Origin of the sequence: Streptomyces sp. NBC_01232, assembly GCF_035989885.1 — a bacterium.
Classification (GTDB): domain Bacteria; phylum Actinomycetota; class Actinomycetes; order Streptomycetales; family Streptomycetaceae; genus Streptomyces.
This window is the reverse complement of sequence record NZ_CP108518.1, coordinates 5,066,896-5,084,356: the sequence shown is the minus strand read 5'-3', so window position 1 is coordinate 5,084,356 and position 17,461 is coordinate 5,066,896. Positions and strand designations below refer to the sequence as shown.

The 17,461-nt window shown below is 71.8% G+C and carries 16 protein-coding genes; 6 read left to right on the top strand and 10 right to left on the bottom strand.

Annotated elements, in window-relative coordinates; translation table 11 throughout:
* Window positions 1-127: 127 nt before the first annotated feature.
* A complete protein-coding gene (gene pcrA / locus OG444_RS23635) occupies window positions 128-2,650 on the bottom strand; it encodes a DNA helicase PcrA (protein WP_327264050.1) in 2,523 nt (840 codons plus the stop codon).
* The gene (locus tag OG444_RS23630) at window positions 2,634-2,984 is read right to left on the bottom strand and encodes an ArsR/SmtB family transcription factor (protein ID WP_030712754.1); all 351 of its coding nucleotides are present in this window, start codon (window positions 2,982-2,984) and stop codon (window positions 2,634-2,636) included. Before OG444_RS23630 ends, pcrA begins: the two co-directional genes overlap by 17 nt.
* Before the next feature lie 123 nt (window positions 2,985-3,107).
* On the opposite strand from OG444_RS23630, the gene OG444_RS23625 reads away from it, so the two are divergent.
* The 3 genes from OG444_RS23625 (at window position 3,108) to OG444_RS23615 (ending at window position 5,625) form a co-directional block, all read left to right on the top strand.
* Window positions 3,108-4,043, top strand: coding sequence for an alpha/beta fold hydrolase (locus OG444_RS23625; RefSeq protein WP_327264049.1), 936 nt, complete (start codon window positions 3,108-3,110; stop codon window positions 4,041-4,043).
* Between the two features lie 26 nt (window positions 4,044-4,069).
* On the top strand, window positions 4,070-4,423 hold the full coding sequence (locus OG444_RS23620; protein ID WP_327264048.1) for a hypothetical protein: 354 nt from the start codon (window positions 4,070-4,072) through the stop codon (window positions 4,421-4,423).
* A gap of 143 nt (window positions 4,424-4,566) precedes the next feature.
* Window positions 4,567-5,625 (top strand): C40 family peptidase, encoded by a 1,059-nt coding sequence (locus OG444_RS23615; protein WP_327264047.1) that lies wholly within the window; start codon window positions 4,567-4,569, stop codon window positions 5,623-5,625.
* A gap of 56 nt (window positions 5,626-5,681) precedes the next feature.
* On the opposite strand, the gene OG444_RS23610 is transcribed toward OG444_RS23615, so the two are convergent.
* From OG444_RS23610 to OG444_RS23600, 3 genes are all read right to left on the bottom strand, one after another.
* Window positions 5,682-6,785: an alpha/beta hydrolase gene (locus OG444_RS23610; protein WP_327264046.1), complete on the bottom strand. Its 1,104-nt coding sequence runs from the start codon at window positions 6,783-6,785 to the stop codon at window positions 5,682-5,684.
* A gap of 92 nt (window positions 6,786-6,877) precedes the next feature.
* Entirely contained in the window at window positions 6,878-7,576 is a 699-nt protein-coding gene (locus OG444_RS23605) for a response regulator transcription factor (RefSeq protein WP_327264045.1), read from the bottom strand.
* Window positions 7,573-8,868 (bottom strand): ATP-binding protein, encoded by a 1,296-nt coding sequence (locus OG444_RS23600; protein ID WP_327264044.1) that lies wholly within the window; start codon window positions 8,866-8,868, stop codon window positions 7,573-7,575. The genes OG444_RS23605 and OG444_RS23600 overlap by 4 nt, the downstream gene beginning before the upstream one ends.
* Before the next feature lie 131 nt (window positions 8,869-8,999).
* On the opposite strand from OG444_RS23600, the gene OG444_RS23595 reads away from it, so the two are divergent.
* Window positions 9,000-10,322, top strand: a complete 1,323-nt coding sequence (locus tag OG444_RS23595) for a PspC domain-containing protein (RefSeq protein WP_327264043.1) — start codon at window positions 9,000-9,002, stop codon at window positions 10,320-10,322.
* Window positions 10,309-10,533, top strand: coding sequence for a hypothetical protein (locus tag OG444_RS23590; RefSeq protein ID WP_327264042.1), 225 nt, complete (start codon window positions 10,309-10,311; stop codon window positions 10,531-10,533). Before OG444_RS23595 ends, OG444_RS23590 begins: the two co-directional genes overlap by 14 nt.
* Here the strand turns inward: OG444_RS23590 and OG444_RS23585 are convergent.
* The 4 genes from OG444_RS23585 to guaA all read right to left on the bottom strand — a co-directional run bounded on the left by OG444_RS23585 (window position 10,479) and on the right by guaA (window position 14,845).
* Window positions 10,479-10,994 carry a TQO small subunit DoxD gene (locus OG444_RS23585; RefSeq protein ID WP_327264041.1) on the bottom strand — a complete coding sequence of 172 codons (516 nt, stop codon included), beginning with the start codon at window positions 10,992-10,994 and terminating at the stop codon, window positions 10,479-10,481. The genes OG444_RS23590 and OG444_RS23585 overlap by 55 nt on opposite strands.
* Window positions 10,995-11,012: 18 nt before the next feature.
* Entirely contained in the window at window positions 11,013-12,269 is a 1,257-nt protein-coding gene (locus tag OG444_RS23580; RefSeq protein ID WP_327264040.1) for a hypothetical protein, read from the bottom strand.
* 102 nt (window positions 12,270-12,371) lie between these two features.
* Window positions 12,372-13,133 (bottom strand): class II aldolase/adducin family protein, encoded by a 762-nt coding sequence (locus tag OG444_RS23575; RefSeq protein ID WP_327264039.1) that lies wholly within the window; start codon window positions 13,131-13,133, stop codon window positions 12,372-12,374.
* Window positions 13,134-13,258: 125 nt separating this feature from the next.
* Entirely contained in the window at window positions 13,259-14,845 is a 1,587-nt protein-coding gene (gene guaA / locus OG444_RS23570; RefSeq protein WP_327264038.1) for a glutamine-hydrolyzing GMP synthase, read from the bottom strand.
* A gap of 304 nt (window positions 14,846-15,149) precedes the next feature.
* On the opposite strand from guaA, the gene OG444_RS23565 reads away from it, so the two are divergent.
* The gene (locus tag OG444_RS23565; RefSeq protein ID WP_327264037.1) at window positions 15,150-15,419 is read left to right on the top strand and encodes a chorismate mutase; all 270 of its coding nucleotides are present in this window, start codon (window positions 15,150-15,152) and stop codon (window positions 15,417-15,419) included.
* A gap of 328 nt (window positions 15,420-15,747) precedes the next feature.
* Here the strand turns inward: OG444_RS23565 and OG444_RS23560 are convergent, their stop codons facing one another.
* Complete coding sequence (locus OG444_RS23560; RefSeq protein WP_327264036.1) at window positions 15,748-17,409, bottom strand: LPXTG cell wall anchor domain-containing protein; 1,662 nt, start codon at window positions 17,407-17,409, stop codon at window positions 15,748-15,750.
* Between the last annotated feature and the right edge of the window lie 52 nt (window positions 17,410-17,461).

Below are 17,461 nucleotides of genomic sequence, written 5' to 3'. Positions count from 1 at the left end.
CTTCGCGCGACCCGGAGGACCGGAGCCACGAACCACCGGCCACGAACCACCGGCCGCTCACCGCGAACCGCTCACGCCGAGGGCCGCGTGGCCCGAGGGCCACGCGGCCTTCCGCATGGGCCCCGGCTCAGAGCTTCTGCACCGGCGCGTAACGCAGCAGCAGCCGCTTGGGCTTGTCGTCCCCGAAGTCGATGGTGGCCTGCGCGTCCGCGCCCGCTCCCTTGACCTCCATGACGGTGCCGAGCCCGAACTGGTCGTGCGTGACCCGGTCCCCGACCACCAGCGCGATGACCGGCTTGTCGGCGGCCCGCCGCGTTGCGAATCCCGACGGGCCCGACTTCGTACGCGACGAGGACAGGAACGCCTCCGGCGAGGTGCCGAACGTCGCCCTCCCCGAACCGGACGAGGACGATCCGTACCCCGAGCTCCGCATCGGCCCCGCCGGCTTCTGCGTGGCGCCCGTCCGCTTCCACTGGAGGTACTCGGCCGGGATCTCCTCCAGGAAGCGCGAGGGCGGGTTGTACGAGGGCGTACCCCACGCGCTGCGCATGCTGGAGCGCGTCAGGTAGAGCCGCTCGCGCGCCCGTGTGATGCCGACGTACGCGAGGCGGCGCTCCTCCTCCAGCTCCTTGGTCTGGCCGAGCGCCCGCATGTGCGGGAAGACCCCGTCCTCCATGCCGGTCAGGAAGACCACCGGGAATTCCAGGCCCTTGGCGGTGTGCAGGGTCATCAGCGTGATGACGCCCGTGCCCTCGGTGTCCTCGTCCGGGATCTGGTCGGAGTCGGCGACGAGCGCGACCTGTTCCAGGAACTCGGCCAGGGTGCCGGACCCGGGGGCCGGGGCCCCGGTCTCGGCGGCCTCGGCCGCCGCGGCCTCGCGCGCCTGCTCGAACTCCAGCGCCACCGCCGCGAGCTCCTGCAGGTTCTCGATGCGGGTCTCGTCCTGCGGGTCGGTCGACGCCTGGAGCTCGGCGAGGTAGCCCGTACGCTCCAGGACCGCCTCCAGCACCACCGCCGGGCCGGCGCCCGAGTCGACGATGGTGCGCAGTTCCTCCATCAGCACGTTGAACCGCTTCACCGCGTTGGTGGAGCGCGCGGCCATGCCGAAGGCCTCGTCCACGCGCCGCAGCGCCTGCGGGAAGGTGATCTTCTCGCGCATCGCGAGGGCGTCGATCATCGCCTCGGCGCGCTCGCCGATACCGCGCTTGGGCACGTTCAGGATGCGCCGCAGCGGGACGTTGTCCTCGGGGTTCGCCAGCACGCGCAGGTACGCGAGGACGTCGCGGACCTCCTTGCGCTCGTAGAACCGGACCCCGCCGACGACCTTGTAGGGCAGTCCGACCCTGATGAAGATCTCCTCGAAGACGCGCGACTGCGCGTTGGTCCGGTAGAAGATCGCGACGTCGCCCGCCTTGGCGTCGCCCGCGTCGGTGAGCCGGTCGATCTCGTCGGCGACGAACTGCGCCTCGTCGTGCTCGGTGTCCGCGACGTAGCCGGTGATGACGGCGCCGGTGCCGGCCTGGGTCCACAGGTTCTTGGCGCGGCGGTTCTCGTTGCGCTCGATGACCGCATTGGCCGCGGAGAGGATCGTCTGGGTGGAGCGGTAGTTCTGCTCCAGCAGGATCGTCGTCGCGTCCTTGTAGTCCTCCTCGAACTGGAGGATGTTGCGGATGGTCGCGCCGCGGAAGGCGTAGATCGACTGGTCGGCGTCACCCACCACGCACAGCTCGGCCGGCGGCAGGTCCGGGTAGCCGGTGCCCACCAGCTCGCGCACCAGCGTGTACTGCGCGTGGTTGGTGTCCTGGTACTCGTCGACCAGGACGTGCCGGAAGCGGCGCCGGTAGTGCTCGGCGACGTCCGGGAACGCCTGGAGCAGGTGGACCGTGGTCATGATGATGTCGTCGAAGTCGAGGGCGTTGGCCTCGCGCAGCCGCCCCTGGTACATCGCGTACGCCTGGGCGAGCGTCTTCTCGAAACCGTCGGCGGCCTGGCCGGCGAAGGCGTCCTCGTCTATCAGCTCGTTCTTCAGGTTCGAGATCTTGGCGTTGAAGGCCTTCGGCGGGAACTTCTTCGGGTCCAGGTCCAGGTCGCGGCAGACGAGCGCCATCAGGCGCTTCGAGTCGGCCGCGTCGTAGATCGAGAACGAGGACGTGAAGCCGAGCCGCTTGGACTCGCGGCGCAGGATGCGCACGCACGCGCTGTGGAAGGTGGAGACCCACATGGCGTTCGCGCGCGGGCCGACCAGGCTCTCGACGCGCTCCTTCATCTCGCCGGCGGCCTTGTTGGTGAAGGTGATCGCCAGGATCTGGCCCGGGTGGACGTTCCGCGCGGACAGCAGGTGTCCGATGCGGTGGGTCAGCACCCGGGTCTTGCCGGAGCCGGCGCCGGCCACGATGAGCAGCGGGGAGCCCGCGTGCACGACGGCCGCGCGCTGCTGCTCATTGAGCCCGTCCAGGAGCGTCGCCGGGTCGATGACGGGCTTGGGGGCGCCGTCCCGGTAGTACGCGTCCCCGGTCATGGGTACGTCGAAGTGCCCGCCGAAGAGGTCGTCCGCGCCCGCTTCCGGGGCGGCGTGGTCCTCGGGCGGCGGCGGGACCTCGTCGGAGGGGGTGAGGTCCGCCAGGAAACTGTCGTCAAAGAGGCTGCTCATCGCATTCCGAGTCTAGGGGGCGGGACCGACAGGCCAGCACGAGTTCGAGCAGACCGGGAAAACGGAGCTCCAGGTCCTCGCGGCGCAGCGCGAGGAAGAGCTTGCGGCCCTGGGGGCGCTGGCAGATGAGCCCGCTCTCGCGCAGCGTCTTGAGGTGGTGCGTGACGCTGGAGCGGGGCAGGTCGGGGACGACCTCGCCGCAGAACGCCTCTTCGCCGGAGGCCAGCTTGCGGACGATCTCCAGCCGGACGGGGTGTCCGAGCGCCGCCAGGACCTCGACCAGCTCGATGCGGTCGGCGGCGGGGTGGGTCGGCTCGGCGGCGGCAGCAGGCATGACCCCACTGTACGCAGTTCTCGTACAGACATTGCCAAACCATTCGAAGATCTCGTACGGTTCAAACCGTTCGAGATTCTCGAACGGTCATCTGCTCCGCACCCGTCCCCAGTGAGGACCCCCATGCCCGCCACCGCCCCGCTCGACGACGCCCCGCTCGACGACGCCCACCTCGACGACGCCTCCCTCTCCGACGCCGCCCTCGCGGCCTCCCTCGACGGCGGCTTCACCAGCCACCACGCCGAGGTCAACGGCACCCGGCTGCACTACGTCGAGGGCGGCTCCGGCGCACCGCTCGTCCTCCTCGGCGGCTGGCCCCAGACCTGGTGGCAATGGAACAAGATGCTGCCCGCCCTGGCCCGCCGGTACCGGGTGATCGCCGTCGACCTGCGCGGCATGGGCGGCTCCGCCAAGCCCGACACCGGCTACGACAAGAAGACGATGGCCGCCGACGTCCACGCCCTCCTCGTCCATCTCGGCCTGGAACGGGCGCACGTCGTCGGCCACGACATCGGCGCGATGATCGCCTACGCCTTCGCCGCCAACCACCCCGAGGCCACCGACCGCATCGCCCTCCTCGACGTCTCGCACCCCGACGGGGCCTGGGCGCAGATGCCCCTGCTGCCCCGCCCCGGGCTCCCCCACCTGTGGTGGTTCGCCTTCAACCAGGTGCAGGGCCTGCCCGAGCAGCTCCTCGCCGGGCGCTACCACTTCCTGCTGGACTGGCTGTTCGGTGCCGCGTCCGCCGACCCCGCGTCCATCGACGCCCGCTCCCGCGCCGTGTACGCCCGTGCGTACGACTCCCCGGACGCGATCCGGGCCGGCAACGCCTGGTACCGGTCCTTCGCACAGGACATCGCCGACCTCGCCGGCTACGCCCCGGTCACCGTCCCCCTCCTCGCCCTGGGCGGCGAGTACAGCAATTACGAGCAGCTGCGGGAGGCCGTCCCGCCGCTCGGTACCGACACCCGGGTGGTCCGCGTGGACGGCAGTGGCCACTACCTCCCGGAGGAGCGGCCGGAGGTCGTCACGGCCGAGCTGACCCGCTTCCTCGGCTGACCGGGGCGCCTCGTACGCTCGACGCCATGGACGTACTCATCAATGTCTTCGTCGGCCTGCACATCATCGGGATCGCCTCGCTCCTCGGTGGGTTCCTGACCCAGATGAAGGCGATGAGCGCGGGCACCGCCCGCTTCACGCCCGCCATGCTGCACGGCTCGCTCACCATGCTCGTCACCGGCGTACTGCTCGTCGGCTTCAACCAGATGGACGGGACCCCCGTCAACAACGTCAAGGTGGGCGTGAAGCTCGCGATCCTCTTCGTGATCCTCTGCCTCGTCTACGTCAAGCGCGACGAGGAGCAGGTGGACAAGGCGCTGTTCGGCGCGGTCGGCGGGCTGACCGTGATCAACATCTTCATCGCCGTTCTCTGGCACTGATCCACACCGGAGCGATCCGTTCCGGTCCCGGGTGGCCAGCTCCGGTCATATCGGACCACTTACGATCATCCCGTCATTCGCCCGTTACCTTCGGGTCTAGCGTCCTCCTCCAAGCACCGACGGAGGAAGGACGTGAGGCCCTCGTGGCCAGTCATCGAAAGCCCAGGCAGCGCCCGCTCGCCGGCGGCCCGGCACGGGCCACGGCCGCCACCCTCGCCCTCGCGGGCGCTGCCACCGCCACCGCCTTCGAAGGCGTCTCCCACGCCGCCCCCCGGCCCACCCCCGCCCAGGTCAAGTCGGAGGTGGACCGGCTCTACGAGGAGGCCGAGGCGGCGACCGAGCGGTACAACGGGGCGAAGGAACAGGCGGACGAGGCCGAACGCGCGCTGACCGGACTGCGCGAGGAGACCGCCCGCAAGACCGACCAGCTCAACACCGCCCGCAGCGCCCTCGGAACGCTCGCCGCCTCCCAGTACCGCAGCGGCTCCCTGGGCACCGCCGTACAGCTCGCGCTGGCGTCCGACCCGCAGCAGTACCTCTCCCAGGCCTCCTTCATCGCCCGCGCCGGGGACCGCAACGCCGCCGGGATCACCACCGTGCGCCGCCGGCTCGACGAGGTCGGGAAGCTGCGGGAGCGGGCCGCGGGACGGCTCGCCGACCTCCGGTCCCGGCAGGACGAACTCGCCGGGCACAAGACCGTGATCGAGGAGAAGCTCACCGCCGCGAAGAACCTGCTGGCCCGGCTCACCGCCGAGGAGCGGGCCGCCTACGAGGCCCAGGCACCCGGCGGAGCGGGGGCCGCACCCGCCGCACCCGGACCCACGGGCAGCACTCCCCCGCCTCCGTCCGACGGATCGCGCGCGGCCCGCGCCGTGGCCTTCGCGCACAGCGCGATCGGAAAGCCGTACATCTGGGGCGCGACCGGCCCGGGGTCCTTCGACTGCTCCGGACTGACCCAGGCGGCCTGGCGCTCGGCCGGGGTCTCCCTGCCCCGCACCACCTACACCCAGATCAACGCCGGCCGGCGCGTGTCCCGCGACCAGCTGGCCCCCGGCGACCTGGTGTTCTTCTACTCCGGGGTCACCCACGTCGGCCTCTACATCGGCAACGGCCAGATGATCCACGCGCCGCGCCCCGGATCGACGGTCCGGTCGGCGCCTATCGACTCGATGCCCTGGGCCGGCGCCTCGCGCCCCGCGTAGGCCGCGGACGGACCGCCCCGGACCGCCCCGGACCGCCCCGGACCGCCCCGGACCGCCTACGGAGCCTTGACCAGGCCGCTCAGCCAGCCGAAGGTCTGCGGCAGCTGCTTGGACCACGCTTCGAGGTTGTGCCCGCCGACGACCTTCTCCGCGTGCACCACGGTCGGGCTCTTCGCGATCGACTTGAGGTCCACGCCGGACAGGTACCCGTCGTGCTCGGCCCCCGACAGCCACAGCGCCACCGGCGGCGGGGTGGGCGCGGACTGCAGGACGTGCTTCAGGTTGTGCGTGCGCCGCAGTTCCGGGTCCTGCGCGACCAGCGAGGAGGGCTCCTGGCCGGGGTCGTTGTAGCCGGACAGGGAGACGGCCGCGCTGTAGCGGTCGGGGTGGGCGATGGCCAGCTTGGCCGCGCAGTAGGCGCCGGCCGAGTACCCGGCGACGCCCCAGGTGCGCGCCTCGCCCGAGGCACGGAAGTTGTCGACGACCATCTTGCGGACGTCGACGCTGAACCAGCTGTCCGCGTTGACCTTGCCGGGAAGGTTGGCGCAGCCGGTGTCGCCGTTGCCGACCAGCATGGCGCGCGGCGAGACGAGGATGAACGGCTGCACCTTGCCGCTCTTCATCAGCGGCTCCAGCACCTCGTGCACCTTGAGCCCCTGGAACCAGGACTTCCCCGTCCCCGGTATGCCAGGGATCAGCTCCACCACCGGGAACTTCTTGTCCTTGTAGGCCGGGTCGTCGTACTGCGGCGGCAGCCACACCAGGACGTCGCCCCTGACCCCGGAGACCTTGCCGTCGAGATCGGTCTTCTGCACCCGCCCGCCGAGGCCCTCCACCGGCTGGAACTGCTGGCGCACCTTCGGCGCCTCGTCCGCCTTCTTGCCGCCGAGCCCGTCGGGGCCGAGGTCGGGGGCGGCCGTGACGTACTTGCCGGTGCCGAGCAGGTCGCCCCACGAGGCATAGAAGTGCTCGGCGCGGTTGACCGCGGTGAACACCACGGCGATGGCCGTGACCTGGGCGAACACCACCATCAGGGCACGCACGGCGGTGCGTACGACGGCAGGGCCGCGCACCTTGCTCCAGACGGCGAGCGGAAGGATGACGGCGATCGCGGTCAGGGCGATCACCGTCACGAAGAAGGGTGTACCGGTCAAGCTCATCACGCCAGCCTAGAGGGCGGTGCGCGCGCTCCCGGTTGCGAGGTCGACCTGCGGCGTCGGTCACACCGCAGGTCAGGCCTCTGACGCCGGACTCAGACCAGGCGGCGGGCCGTCGCCCAGCGGGTCAGTTCGTGCCGGTTGGAGAGCTGGAGCTTGCGCAGGACGGCCGAGACGTGGGACTCCACCGTCTTCACCGAGATGAACAGCTGCTTGGCGATCTCCTTGTACGCGTACCCGCGCGCGATCAGCCGCAGCACCTCGCGCTCGCGCTGCGTGAGCCGGTCCAGGTCCTCGTCCACCGGCGGCGCGTCCGTCGAGGCGAAGGCGTCGAGCACGAAGCCCGCCAGCCGCGGCGAGAACACCGCGTCCCCGTCCTGCACGCGGAAGACCGAGTCCACCAGGTCGGTGCCGGTGATGGTCTTGGTGACGTACCCGCGCGCACCGCCCCGGATGACCCCGATGACGTCCTCGGCCGCGTCCGACACCGACAGCGCCAGGAAGCGGACCGGGTTCTCGGCCGCCGCCATCAGCGGGGCGCAGCGCCGCAGCACCTCGACGCCGCCGCCGCCGGGCAGGTGCACGTCGAGCAGGACCACCTCGGGCCGGGTCGCGGTGATGACGGTGACGGCCTGGTCGACGTCGGCCGCCTCCCCGACGACCTCGACGCCCGTGCGTTCGGTCTCGCCGATCTCGGCCTGCACTCCCGTACGGAACATCCGGTGGTCGTCGACGAGCACCACCCGGACACGCCTGGTCTCCCCCGCGCCTGCGTTCTCTCCGGCCTCGGTCATGCTGCGTTCGCCGCCCTCTCCATCTCCAGCTCGACTTCCGTGCCGCCGTCGGGTGCGGACCGCAGCCGTGCGGTCCCGCCGTTGCGCTGCATCCGGCCGATGATCGATTCTCGTACGCCCATGCGGTCGCCCGGTACCGCGTCGATGTCGAAACCGGGTCCCCGGTCCCGTACGGACACGAACACCGTCTGCCCCTCCACCTCCGCGTACACCTGTACCGGCCCGCCCTCGCCACCGTACTTGGCGGCGTTGACCATCGCCTCGCGCGCTGCCTGGATCTGTGCCGCCAGCCGTTCGTCGAGCGGGCAGTCGCCGACGACCACGACCTCGATCGGGACGCCGTGGTGGTCCTCCACCTCGGCGGCGGTCTTCTTCACGGCCTCCGCGAGGGTGGCCGGCTCCTCGTCCTCGTCCTTGCCGGTGCCCTCGGGCCTGTAGAGCCAGTTCCGCAGTTCGCGTTCCTGCGCCCGTGCGAGGCGGCGCACCTCGGAGGCGTCCTCCGCGTTGCGCTGGATCAGGGTGAGGGTGTGCAGCACCGAGTCGTGCACGTGGGCGGCGACCTCGGCGCGCTCCTGGGCCCGGATGCGCATCAGGCGCTCCTCGGAGAGGTCCTGCGTCAGCCGGATCAGCCAGGGACCGGCGAGCAGGGCCACGCCGACGAGGACGGCGAGGGTGGCGGTGAGGACGTTGCCGAGCTGTGCGGCGGAGCCCCGTACGACGATGAAGACGGTCAGGCCCACACCGACCAGGGCGACTCCGGCGAGTGCCCGCGCGACCTGGAGGAGGCGCCCGTGCCGGCCGACGGCCGAGGACCAGTGCGCGCGGCGGGCGTTGTCCGCCTGCCGCCATACGAGCACCACCCCGGCCCCGACCAGCAGCGTCGGCCACACGTACCGGCCGGACGCGCCGCCGAGCTGGACCTTGGAGATGAAGATGCCCACGCCGATGAACAGGGCGATCAGCGCGGTGATCTGCCCGCGGTCGGGTTTGCGCAGCCGGCGGGTGCCGTCGGGGAGGGTCTCGAAGAAGGAGCGGTGCCCGGTCCGGCCGCCGATGCCGAGCGGTACGAAGACCCAGAACGCGGCGTACAGCAGCACGCCCAGGCCGTCGCCCCACATGAACAGCAGCAGGAACGCGAGCCGGACCCAGCCCACCGGCAGCCCCAGGTGCCCGGCGAGACCGCGCGCGACACCGCCGAGCATCCGGCCGTCGGCGCTGCGGTAGAGCTTGCGCTGCGGGACCTCGTCGTCGTCCGGTGCGTTCGGGGTGCGGGGAGCGGCGGCTACGGGCATGTCACCAAGGGTCACACGCCGGGCCGCGGCCGGTCATCAGGGCATCCCCCCACTTCTGCCGGGGGGATATCAGGGTTGCACCAGGGTAGGGCCGGATGCCCACGGCTTCCGCGGGCCGTCACCATGGACCCATGACCGAAGTACACGACGCCCCGCCGGCCGGGCCCGGGGCCCCCCGGGCGCAGTCCAGGCCGCCGCTGCGCCGCAGCAGACGCGACAAGGTCCTCGCGGGCGTGTGCGGCGGCCTCGGCCGGTACTTCGACCTGGACCCGGTGGTCTTCCGCATCGTCCTCGGCGTCCTCGCGGTGACCGGCGGTGTGGGTCTGATCTTCTACGGCTTCGCGTGGCTGCTGCTCCCCCAGGAGGGGGAGGAGGACAGCGAGGCGAAGAAGCTGCTGACCGGCCGGGTCGAGGGCGCCACGCTGGCGGCGGTGTTCGCGGCGCTGGTGGGCTGCGCACTGTTCCTGTCGATGCTGGACAACGGCGGGCTGGCGGCCTTCTCGGTGCTGGTCGTCCTGGCGCTGGGCGGGGCCTCGTACTGGTCGCAGCGGCAGCGGCACACCCACCAGCCCGAGGCGCAGGAGGCCGACCCGGCCGGCGGTGCGAACCGCACCGCGCACTCGCCCGCCCCGCCGGAGACGCAGGCTCCGCCCGCCCCGGGCGGCCCGTCCTGGTGGCGGGATCCTCTGGTCAAGGACGGTACAACCGGCCCGGTCGGCGGGACGGGGTACCTGTGGGGGCCCGACGACACCGTCGACGCGGTGGCGCCCGACCGCACCCGGGCGTCGTCCGTGAAGCCGCCCGCCGCCCCGGCCCGCCCGCGCGGCGGCATCGGCGGCCGGGTCTTCGTACTGGCGCTGCTGGCCGGGTTCGTGGGGACCGCAGCCGGATGGGACGACAGCCCGCTGGGCGAGGCCCTGCAGACGGGGCTCGCCGCCGCCCTGATCGTCTTCGGTCTGGGCCTCGCGGTCAGCTCCCTGCTGGGCCGCACCGGATTCGGCACGATCGTGCTGGCCGTGTTCACCTCGGGCCTGCTCGCGGGCGCGGCCGTGCTGCCGCGGGAGATCGGCACGGACTGGCAGCGGGTGGAGTGGCGTCCGGCCGCGGTCGCCGATGTGAAGCCCGTGTACGAGGCGGGCACCGGGTTCGCCACCCTGGACCTGAGCCGTCTGGACGTGCCGAAGGGCACCACCGTGGCGGTGGAGGCCTCCATCGAGGCGGGCCGGCTCAAGGTGGTCCTGCCGCGGGAGGTCACCGCGCAGGCCGATGTCACCATCCGGCGCGTGGGCGACGTGCAGATGCCCGGGGACCGCGCTGACCGGATCGAGCGGGTCGGGGAGCAGAACCGTACGGAGACCCTCGTGCCGGCGGCCGGCACCGAGGCCGGCGGGACGATCGAGCTGGACCTCACTGCGGGTATCGGACAGGTGGAGGTGGCCCGTGCGGCGTCATGAGTTCCAGCCGGGACGGCTGATCGCGGGGCTGGTCCTGGTGGTGGCGGGCGTGCTCTACCTGCTCGACAACACCGGAGAGGCCGACCTGCCCTGGTTCGCGATCATCCCCATCACCCTGGGCGGGCTCTCGCTCGCCGCGCTGGTGGGGCTGGTGACCTACGCCGTACGCCGGGACCGGCGCGACCGGATCACCGAGTCCAGCGACAGGTAGGGCGCCCCGGCCAGGATCAGCGGGGTCCACGCCATCATGTAGATCAGGTCGTTGCCGTAGTAGTACGGGGTCACCGCCCACGACACCGTGAGCCACAGGCTGAGCGCGATGAGCGCTCCGCCGAAGGCCGCGATGCGGGTCAGCAGGCCGGCCAGGGTCCCCAGGCCGACGAGGATCTCCCCGATGGCCAGGGCGACGGCGAAGCCGACGGGCGAGTTCAGCGCCAGGTCCACCAGGGCCGAGCTCGCGGAGGTGTCGCGCACCCCGCGCATCAGGTCGCCGATGGAGCCGTCGCCGGAGGCGGAGAGGAACGCCGGGTCGGTCAGTTTGTCCAGCCCCGCGTACACGAAGGTCACACCGAGGAAGATGCGCAGGGGCAGCAGTGCGTGCCGGGAGGCGAGCTCACGGAGCCCCGCCACGTCGCGAGGGGCATCGGCTTCAAGAACATCGGTTCGGTTCACGCGACATGTGTACCCCGATCACTCGGCAACATCGATGGTGCAGCGGTTGGATTCCACTCCTGCGGCCGTGACCACCTGGACCTCGACGCGCCCCGGTTCCACTTCCGCCGGGACCGGCACGGTCAGCACGGCGTCGGAGGGATTGGTGAATCCGCCCGCCACCGGGACCAGCGGCACGTGCACGTGCACCGATCCGACCCGTACCACCAGACGGGCCAGCATCTCCGGCGTCTGCGCCCCGGGCGGCACGAAGCCCACGCCCCGGATCTCGATGTCGTCCCCGGGGCGGACGGCCGCGTCCAGATCCCCGGGCTCCCGTCTGCGGACCACCGACAGCACCAGCGGACGGCTGCCCTCCGCGTACTTGGCCGCCAGGTAGACCGCGGCCGACAGGGCCACCAGCAGGGCCATCGCCCAGGGCAGCTGGGGCAGCCGGTCCGGGAAGCGCGCCAGCGAGGCGGCCGCGTAGGAGAGCACCACCGTCGAGACGAGCACGTACTGCGCGTCGGGGAAGCTCCCGCGGCCCGCGTCGTCCGTCAGCAGGTCCACCCCGCGCGGCCGGTCGGCCGGCAGCTTCTGCAACCGCTGGCCCATGATCCGTACGGAGACCACCCGGCGCACCAGGACCGCGACGGCCGAGGTCAGCGAGACCACCGCCAGCAGCGGCAGCGCCCGGTCCAGCGCGAGGCCCGCGTACAGGGCCTGCCGGTCGGGCCCGGGCGCCGAGGTGGCCAGCCGCAGCGCGAGCAGCAGCGTGGCGAAGGCCGTCAGCACCACCCAGGCGCTGGGCACCGCCTTCGACGTGGAGAGCCGGTTGTCCTCGCCGACCAGCGGGGCCAGCAGCCCGCCGCGCACCGACTGGGCGCGGGCGGCGACCGTGAGCAGCCCGGCCAGCACCAGGGCGGCCAGCAGCCCGGCGGTGCGCGCCGTGGACCAGCCGGTGCCGAGCGCGGCGGCGACCTGGACCAGCAGCAGGACCCCGGCGGCGATCCAGACGGCGAGGACGGCCCGCCGCGAGAACAGGTAGAGCCAGGAGTTCCCGGCCTCCCGGCCCCGGTCGGCGACGGTGCGGGCCGACAGGGTCAGCTCGTCGGAGACCCACTGGCGGGAGGCGCCGAGCGAGTGGGCCACGGCGGCCGGCACGCCCTGCCCGGAGGCGAACTCGTCGCGCTTCTCCAGGAAGGCCGCGACCGCGCGACGGTGGCCCGCGCGAGCGCACTCGTCGCAGGCGCAGGCGGTGGTATGGGTACCTCGGGACATCTCTTGGACAGCCACGTACGTGCCGCCTCTCTGAACTACGGTGCAATGCCAGCGAATTGTGCACCACTGCGGCAGTGCTCCGGATTGCGCACGATGTCAGAGCAGGTGATTAACGGTTCATGATGTTGACGCCACCAGTTCCCTGAGGGGCTGGTAGCTCACCCAGGCGGCCAGATCGGACCCGAACCGCTCCCTGGTCAGGGCCGCCGCGCGGTGGTCGACGGGCACCGGTTTCCCGGCGGCCCGGGCGATCAGCTGCACCTGCGCGGCCCGCTCCGCCTCGATGAACCACCAGACGGCGGCGTCCACCGAGTCCCCCACCGTCAGCAGCCCGCGGTTGCGCAGCACCAGCGCCTTGTACGGGCCCAGCGCGAGCGCGGTGCGGTCCGGCTCGTCGGCGCCGGTGTACTCGTCGAGCAGCGCGTGGTCCTCGTAGAAGGCGCAGGCCTCCTCGGTGATCGGGGCCAGCAGCTCGCCGAGCGCCGCGAGCGCCCTGCCGTACGGGGCCCGGGCGCGAACGACGGCGACCACCCCGGGGCGCCGCCGATGGACCGCCGCGTGCACGGCGAAGGCCAGCTGGTTGACCCGGCGCCCGCCCCGGACCACCCGCCCGTCCCCGTCGACCAGCAGCAGGTCGTCGGCGGTGAGAGCGGCGAAGGCCCGGCCGAAGGGGTTCACCCAGTAGCAGTCCTCGAACTCCGGGTCCCGCACGGTGATCTGCCCCGCCACCCCGTCCTCGTACCCGAGCCGGGCCAGCAGCCGCAGCGCTTCGGCGAGCCGTTCCTTGCGGTGGGCGCGCGCCGCGTCGGGGGTGTCGTGCACGGGCGGCATCTCGAAGCCGAGGCGCTCCACGGGCACGGGTACGGGCTGGTCCGGCATGGGCGCTCCCTCGAACGGCTCGGCTCGCCGCGCAAGGTACCCGGGCCCCTGCCAAGTGGCCAGAGCAACGGCGAAGCCGCCGCCCGCAGGTACGGGACGGCGGCTTCGTGTCGGTCCGGGTGGGACTACTCCCACTCGATGGTGCCCGGGGGCTTGCTCGTGCAGTCGAGGACCACCCGGTTCACCTCCGGCACCTCGTTGGTGATGCGGGTCGAGATGCGGGCGAGCACCTCGTACGGCATGCGCGTCCAGTCGGCGGTCATCGCGTCTTCCGAGGAGACGGGGCGCAGCACGATCGGGTGACCGTAGGTGCGGCCGTCGCCCTGGACGCCGACGCTGCGGACATCCGCGAGCAGGACGACCGGGCACTGCCAGATCTCGCGGTCCAGACCGGCTGCGGTGAGCTCGTGGCGGGCGATGGCGTCGGCCTCGCGGAGCAGGTCCAGGCGCTCCTTGGTGACCTCGCCGACGATGCGGATGCCGAGGCCGGGGCCCGGGAAGGGCTGGCGCTGGACGATCTCGTCGGGCAGGCCGAGCTCCTGGCCGACCATCCGGACCTCGTCCTTGAACAGCTGGCGCAGCGGCTCGACGAGCTCGAACTCGATGTCGTCGGGGAGCCCGCCCACGTTGTGGTGGGACTTGATGTTGGCGGTACCGGTGCCGCCGCCGGACTCGACGACGTCCGGGTACAGGGTGCCCTGCACGAGGAAGGCGACCGCGGGGCCGTCCTCCTGGAGGATCTCCAGCTGGGCCTGCTCGAAGACGCGGATGAACTCACGGCCGATGATCTTGCGCTTGGTCTCCGGGTCGGAGACGCCCGCCAGCGCGGTCAGGAAGCGCTCCTGCGCGTCGACGACCTTCAGCTGCACGCCGGTCGCGGCGACGAAGTCCTTCTCGACCTGCTCGGTCTCGCCCTTGCGCATCAGACCGTGGTCGACGTAGACGCAGGTGAGCTGCGAGCCGATGGCCTTCTGGACGAGGGCCGCGGCGACCGCGGAGTCCACGCCGCCGGAGAGGCCGCAGATGGCGCGCTTGTCGCCGACCTGCTCGCGGATGGCCGCGATCTGCTCCTCGACGATGTTGCCGGTGGTCCAGGTGGGGGCGAGGCCCGCGCCGCGGTAGAGGAAGTGCTCCAGGATCTGCTGGCCGTGCGTGGAGTGCATCACCTCGGGGTGGTACTGCACGCCGTACAGCTTCTTCTCGTCGTTCTCGAAGGCCGCCACGGGTACGACGTTCGTCGACGCGGTGACGGTGAAGCCCTCGGGGGCGGCGGAGCAGGCGTCGCCGTGGGACATCCACACCGACTGGTTGTCGGGGGTGCCCTCGAAGAGGGTGGAGCCGGCCTTGGAGACGGCCAGCGGGGTGCGGCCGTACTCGCGGGCGCCGGTGTTGTCGACCCGGCCACCGAGGGTGACCGCCATCAGCTGGAAGCCGTAGCACATGCCGAAGACGGGGACGCCGGCCTCGAAGATCGCGCGGTCGAGCTGGGGGGCACCCTCTTCGTACACGGAGGACGGACCGCCGGAGAGGATGATCGCCTTGGGGTTCTTGGCCAGCATCTCGTCGACGGGCATCGAGCTCGGCACGATCTCGCTGTAGACCCGTGCTTCGCGGACGCGGCGGGCGATGAGCTGGGCGTACTGGGCGCCGAAGTCGACGACGAGAACCGTGTCCGGGGCGCTGTCGTGGGCGGCGGAGGGTGCTTCTGGCACGGGGCGGCCTTCCGGCGGAAGAGGTGGCTGTTTTGTCGATTCTAACGGGGGCCCGGGGGGCCTCTTCGTCTCACCATCCGAATCGGCTTGGCCCTGAGGGCGATGGACGGTAATAATCCGTTCCATGCGCAAGCAGCTGAGCTTCCTCTTTACCTATGGCACCGGTCGGTCCGGTCGCCATGGGTCCTCGTGATGCTCGCTTGAGCCACTGACTTCCCGAAGCGCCCCGGTCCGACAGGACCGGGGCGCTTTCGCGTTTCCGCTCCTGTCGGCACGAACCACACGAACCACAGGAGAGAACCCCATGAGCGTCACCACCACCGCCACGACCCCCGAGCAGCTGATCGCCGACTGCCGCATGCGCATCGACGCCCTCGACGACCGGATCATCGGCCTGATCCAGGAACGGATGGCCGTCTCGACCGTCATCCAGGACGCCCGGATCTCCTCCGGCGGGCGCCGGGTGCACCTGTCGCGCGAGATGGAGGTGCTCTCCCACTGGAGCGACGCCCTCGGCAAGCCCGGTACCGCCCTCGCCATGACGGTGCTGGAGCTGTGCCGGGGCCGCGTGTGACGGTTGTTCGTCACTCGTCCGGCGCCGTGACCGGCCCCGGGCTCCTTCGTTGGTGAGGATGTCCGCGTCAGCCAGCCGCGGGACCGCAACACCACGCGTGGCTCCGCTGGAGCGATGAGACGCACGCCCCGTGGAGCGTGCGTCGTGGGACCTCGCTCCTTCGCGTGACCGGACGGCAGGGGACAGCAGCCCGGTCACCCCGTAAAGAACGGCCGGCCCGGGGGACGCCCCGGGCCGGCCGTTCTGCGTTGCCCCGCGCACGCGGGGCAAGCGGTGGTGCTGTGGTGCTGTCATGCGGTGGCGCGGACGCGCCTGCGCGGTGACGTCGTTACGCGTGCCCGCCGGCCTTGCGGCGGAAGGCCACGAACAGCCCGCCGCCGACGGCCAGGAGCACCGCCCCGCCGAGCGCGATCATCTGGGCGGAGCTACCGGTGGAGGCGAGACCGCCGTTCGCCGTGGTGCCGGTGCCCGAGGTCGCCGTGGCGGACGCGGTCGCCGTCGCGGTCGCGGTGGGCGTCGCGGAGCCGGTCGGGGTCGGCGTGACCGAGGTGGTCGGGGTCGGGGCCGGGCCGCCGTCCTTCGCGTTGATCACGAAGGCCGCCTTGTTGTTGGCGTGGTCCGGGTCCCAGCGGTGGCCCGTGGTGCCCTCCGGCGTCCACTGGCCGACCGTGACGGAGCCCCTGGCGTCCGCCACGACCTTCTCGATCTTCAGCTCGAACGGGTAGGCGAACTTCTCCGCCTCCCCGACCACGTGGCCGGTGGAGCAGAAGTAGCGCGGCGCCCCCAGGGCCTGCTCGCGCTGCGAGCCGTCCGCGTTGACGCCCGTGCAGCCGGCCGGGACCTTCGTGACCCGCGCGCCCGCCGGGATCACGATGTCCGTCCGGGCGACGTCCTCACCGGAGCGCAGGTACGCGACCCACGCGGGGCCGTTGTTGCGGAAGCCGAAGTCGGCCTTCACCGTCTCGCCGGCCTTGCCCTTGAGGGACACGCCCGCGCCGACCAGGTCGGCGGTGTTCCTCGTCGCGAAGTCGAACTCCTGGATGTTGTCCCAGGGGTCGAGGTCACCCGTACGCGGGGCGGCCTGGGCCGAGGCCTTGCCGGCCCGCTTCGCCGGGGACAGCTTCTTGCCGCCGGCGGGCGTGCGCTGCTTCGCGGTCTTCGGCTGGTCGCCGGCCGCGTACACCGCGTAGGTCAGCCCGTCGATGAAGGCGTGCGGGGCCGCCTTGAGGGTCAGCGATCCGTCGAGGCCGTAGACGGCGCCCGGCTCGTACTCGCCCTCCAGCAGGCACTGCACCGTGCTCCAGCCCGTGTTCCAGGGCTGGTCCGCGCTGCTGTCCTCGGAGTAGGAGCAGTTGTCGTACTGCTCGACCAGACCGATGCCGTGCGTGGTGCGCACCTCGAGCACCACCCCGTTGACGGGGTCCGTGCCCTCGTTGGCGAAGACGACCGACAGGTTCTGCTTGTCGCCCGGCTTCTGCTCCGCATTGAGCTTGGCCTTCTCCAGCACCAGGTCGGGGCCGCCGACGCGCACCTTGGTGGTGGCGGGCTTGAAGGTGGCGCCCTCCGCCTGACCGGTCACGGTCAGGGCCGCGGTCGCGCCGACCTTGCTGTCCTTGGCCGCGGTGAGGTCCAGGTCCACGACGGTGGTGTCGCCCGCCCACAGCGCCCAGCGCTTGCAGGTCACGGCCGTGGCCGTGAGCGTGCAGTTCGCGCCCTGCTGCCCGGCGAGCTTGACGTCGGCGATGCCCTTGAGCGCGCCCAGGTCGATCGTGAAGGTGCTCTGGTGGGCGAACGTCTTCGTGGAGTCGTTGACGACCCGGAACTCGACCGAGGTCTTCTGCGGCTGGCCGTTCTGCCCGGGGTGCGGGCGCAGGCCCACCTCGGCCGGTCCGGCCAGGGTGAAGACGGGGTCCGCGGCGTGTGCGGGAGTGGTGGCCAGGCCCAGGGCCACGAGGCCGCCGGCAGCCAGCAAAGAGATGCGCTTTCTCATGCAGCCGTTGACTGTCGAACGTCAGTCGCAGTTGCACACTTCGCTGTGTGAT

Coding starts and splice junctions, on each gene's coding strand:
- OG444_RS23600 (WP_327264044.1), bottom strand. CDS start 8,868: ATGCCCGTAGCCGCCGCTCCCCGCACCCCGAACGCACCGGACGACGAC.
- OG444_RS23605 (WP_327264045.1), bottom strand. CDS start 7,576: ATGACCGAGGCCGGAGAGAACGCAGGCGCGGGGGAGACCAGGCGTGTC.
- OG444_RS23625 (WP_327264049.1), top strand. CDS start 3,108: ATGCCCGCCACCGCCCCGCTCGACGACGCCCCGCTCGACGACGCCCAC.
- OG444_RS23560 (WP_327264036.1), bottom strand. CDS start 17,409: ATGAGAAAGCGCATCTCTTTGCTGGCTGCCGGCGGCCTCGTGGCCCTG.
- pcrA (WP_327264050.1), bottom strand. CDS start 2,650: ATGAGCAGCCTCTTTGACGACAGTTTCCTGGCGGACCTCACCCCCTCC.
- OG444_RS23595 (WP_327264043.1), top strand. CDS start 9,000: ATGACCGAAGTACACGACGCCCCGCCGGCCGGGCCCGGGGCCCCCCGG.
- OG444_RS23610 (WP_327264046.1), bottom strand. CDS start 6,785: ATGAGCTTGACCGGTACACCCTTCTTCGTGACGGTGATCGCCCTGACC.
- OG444_RS23575 (WP_327264039.1), bottom strand. CDS start 13,133: ATGCCGGACCAGCCCGTACCCGTGCCCGTGGAGCGCCTCGGCTTCGAG.
- OG444_RS23630 (WP_030712754.1), bottom strand. CDS start 2,984: ATGCCTGCTGCCGCCGCCGAGCCGACCCACCCCGCCGCCGACCGCATC.
- OG444_RS23620 (WP_327264048.1), top strand. CDS start 4,070: ATGGACGTACTCATCAATGTCTTCGTCGGCCTGCACATCATCGGGATC.
- OG444_RS23565 (WP_327264037.1), top strand. CDS start 15,150: ATGAGCGTCACCACCACCGCCACGACCCCCGAGCAGCTGATCGCCGAC.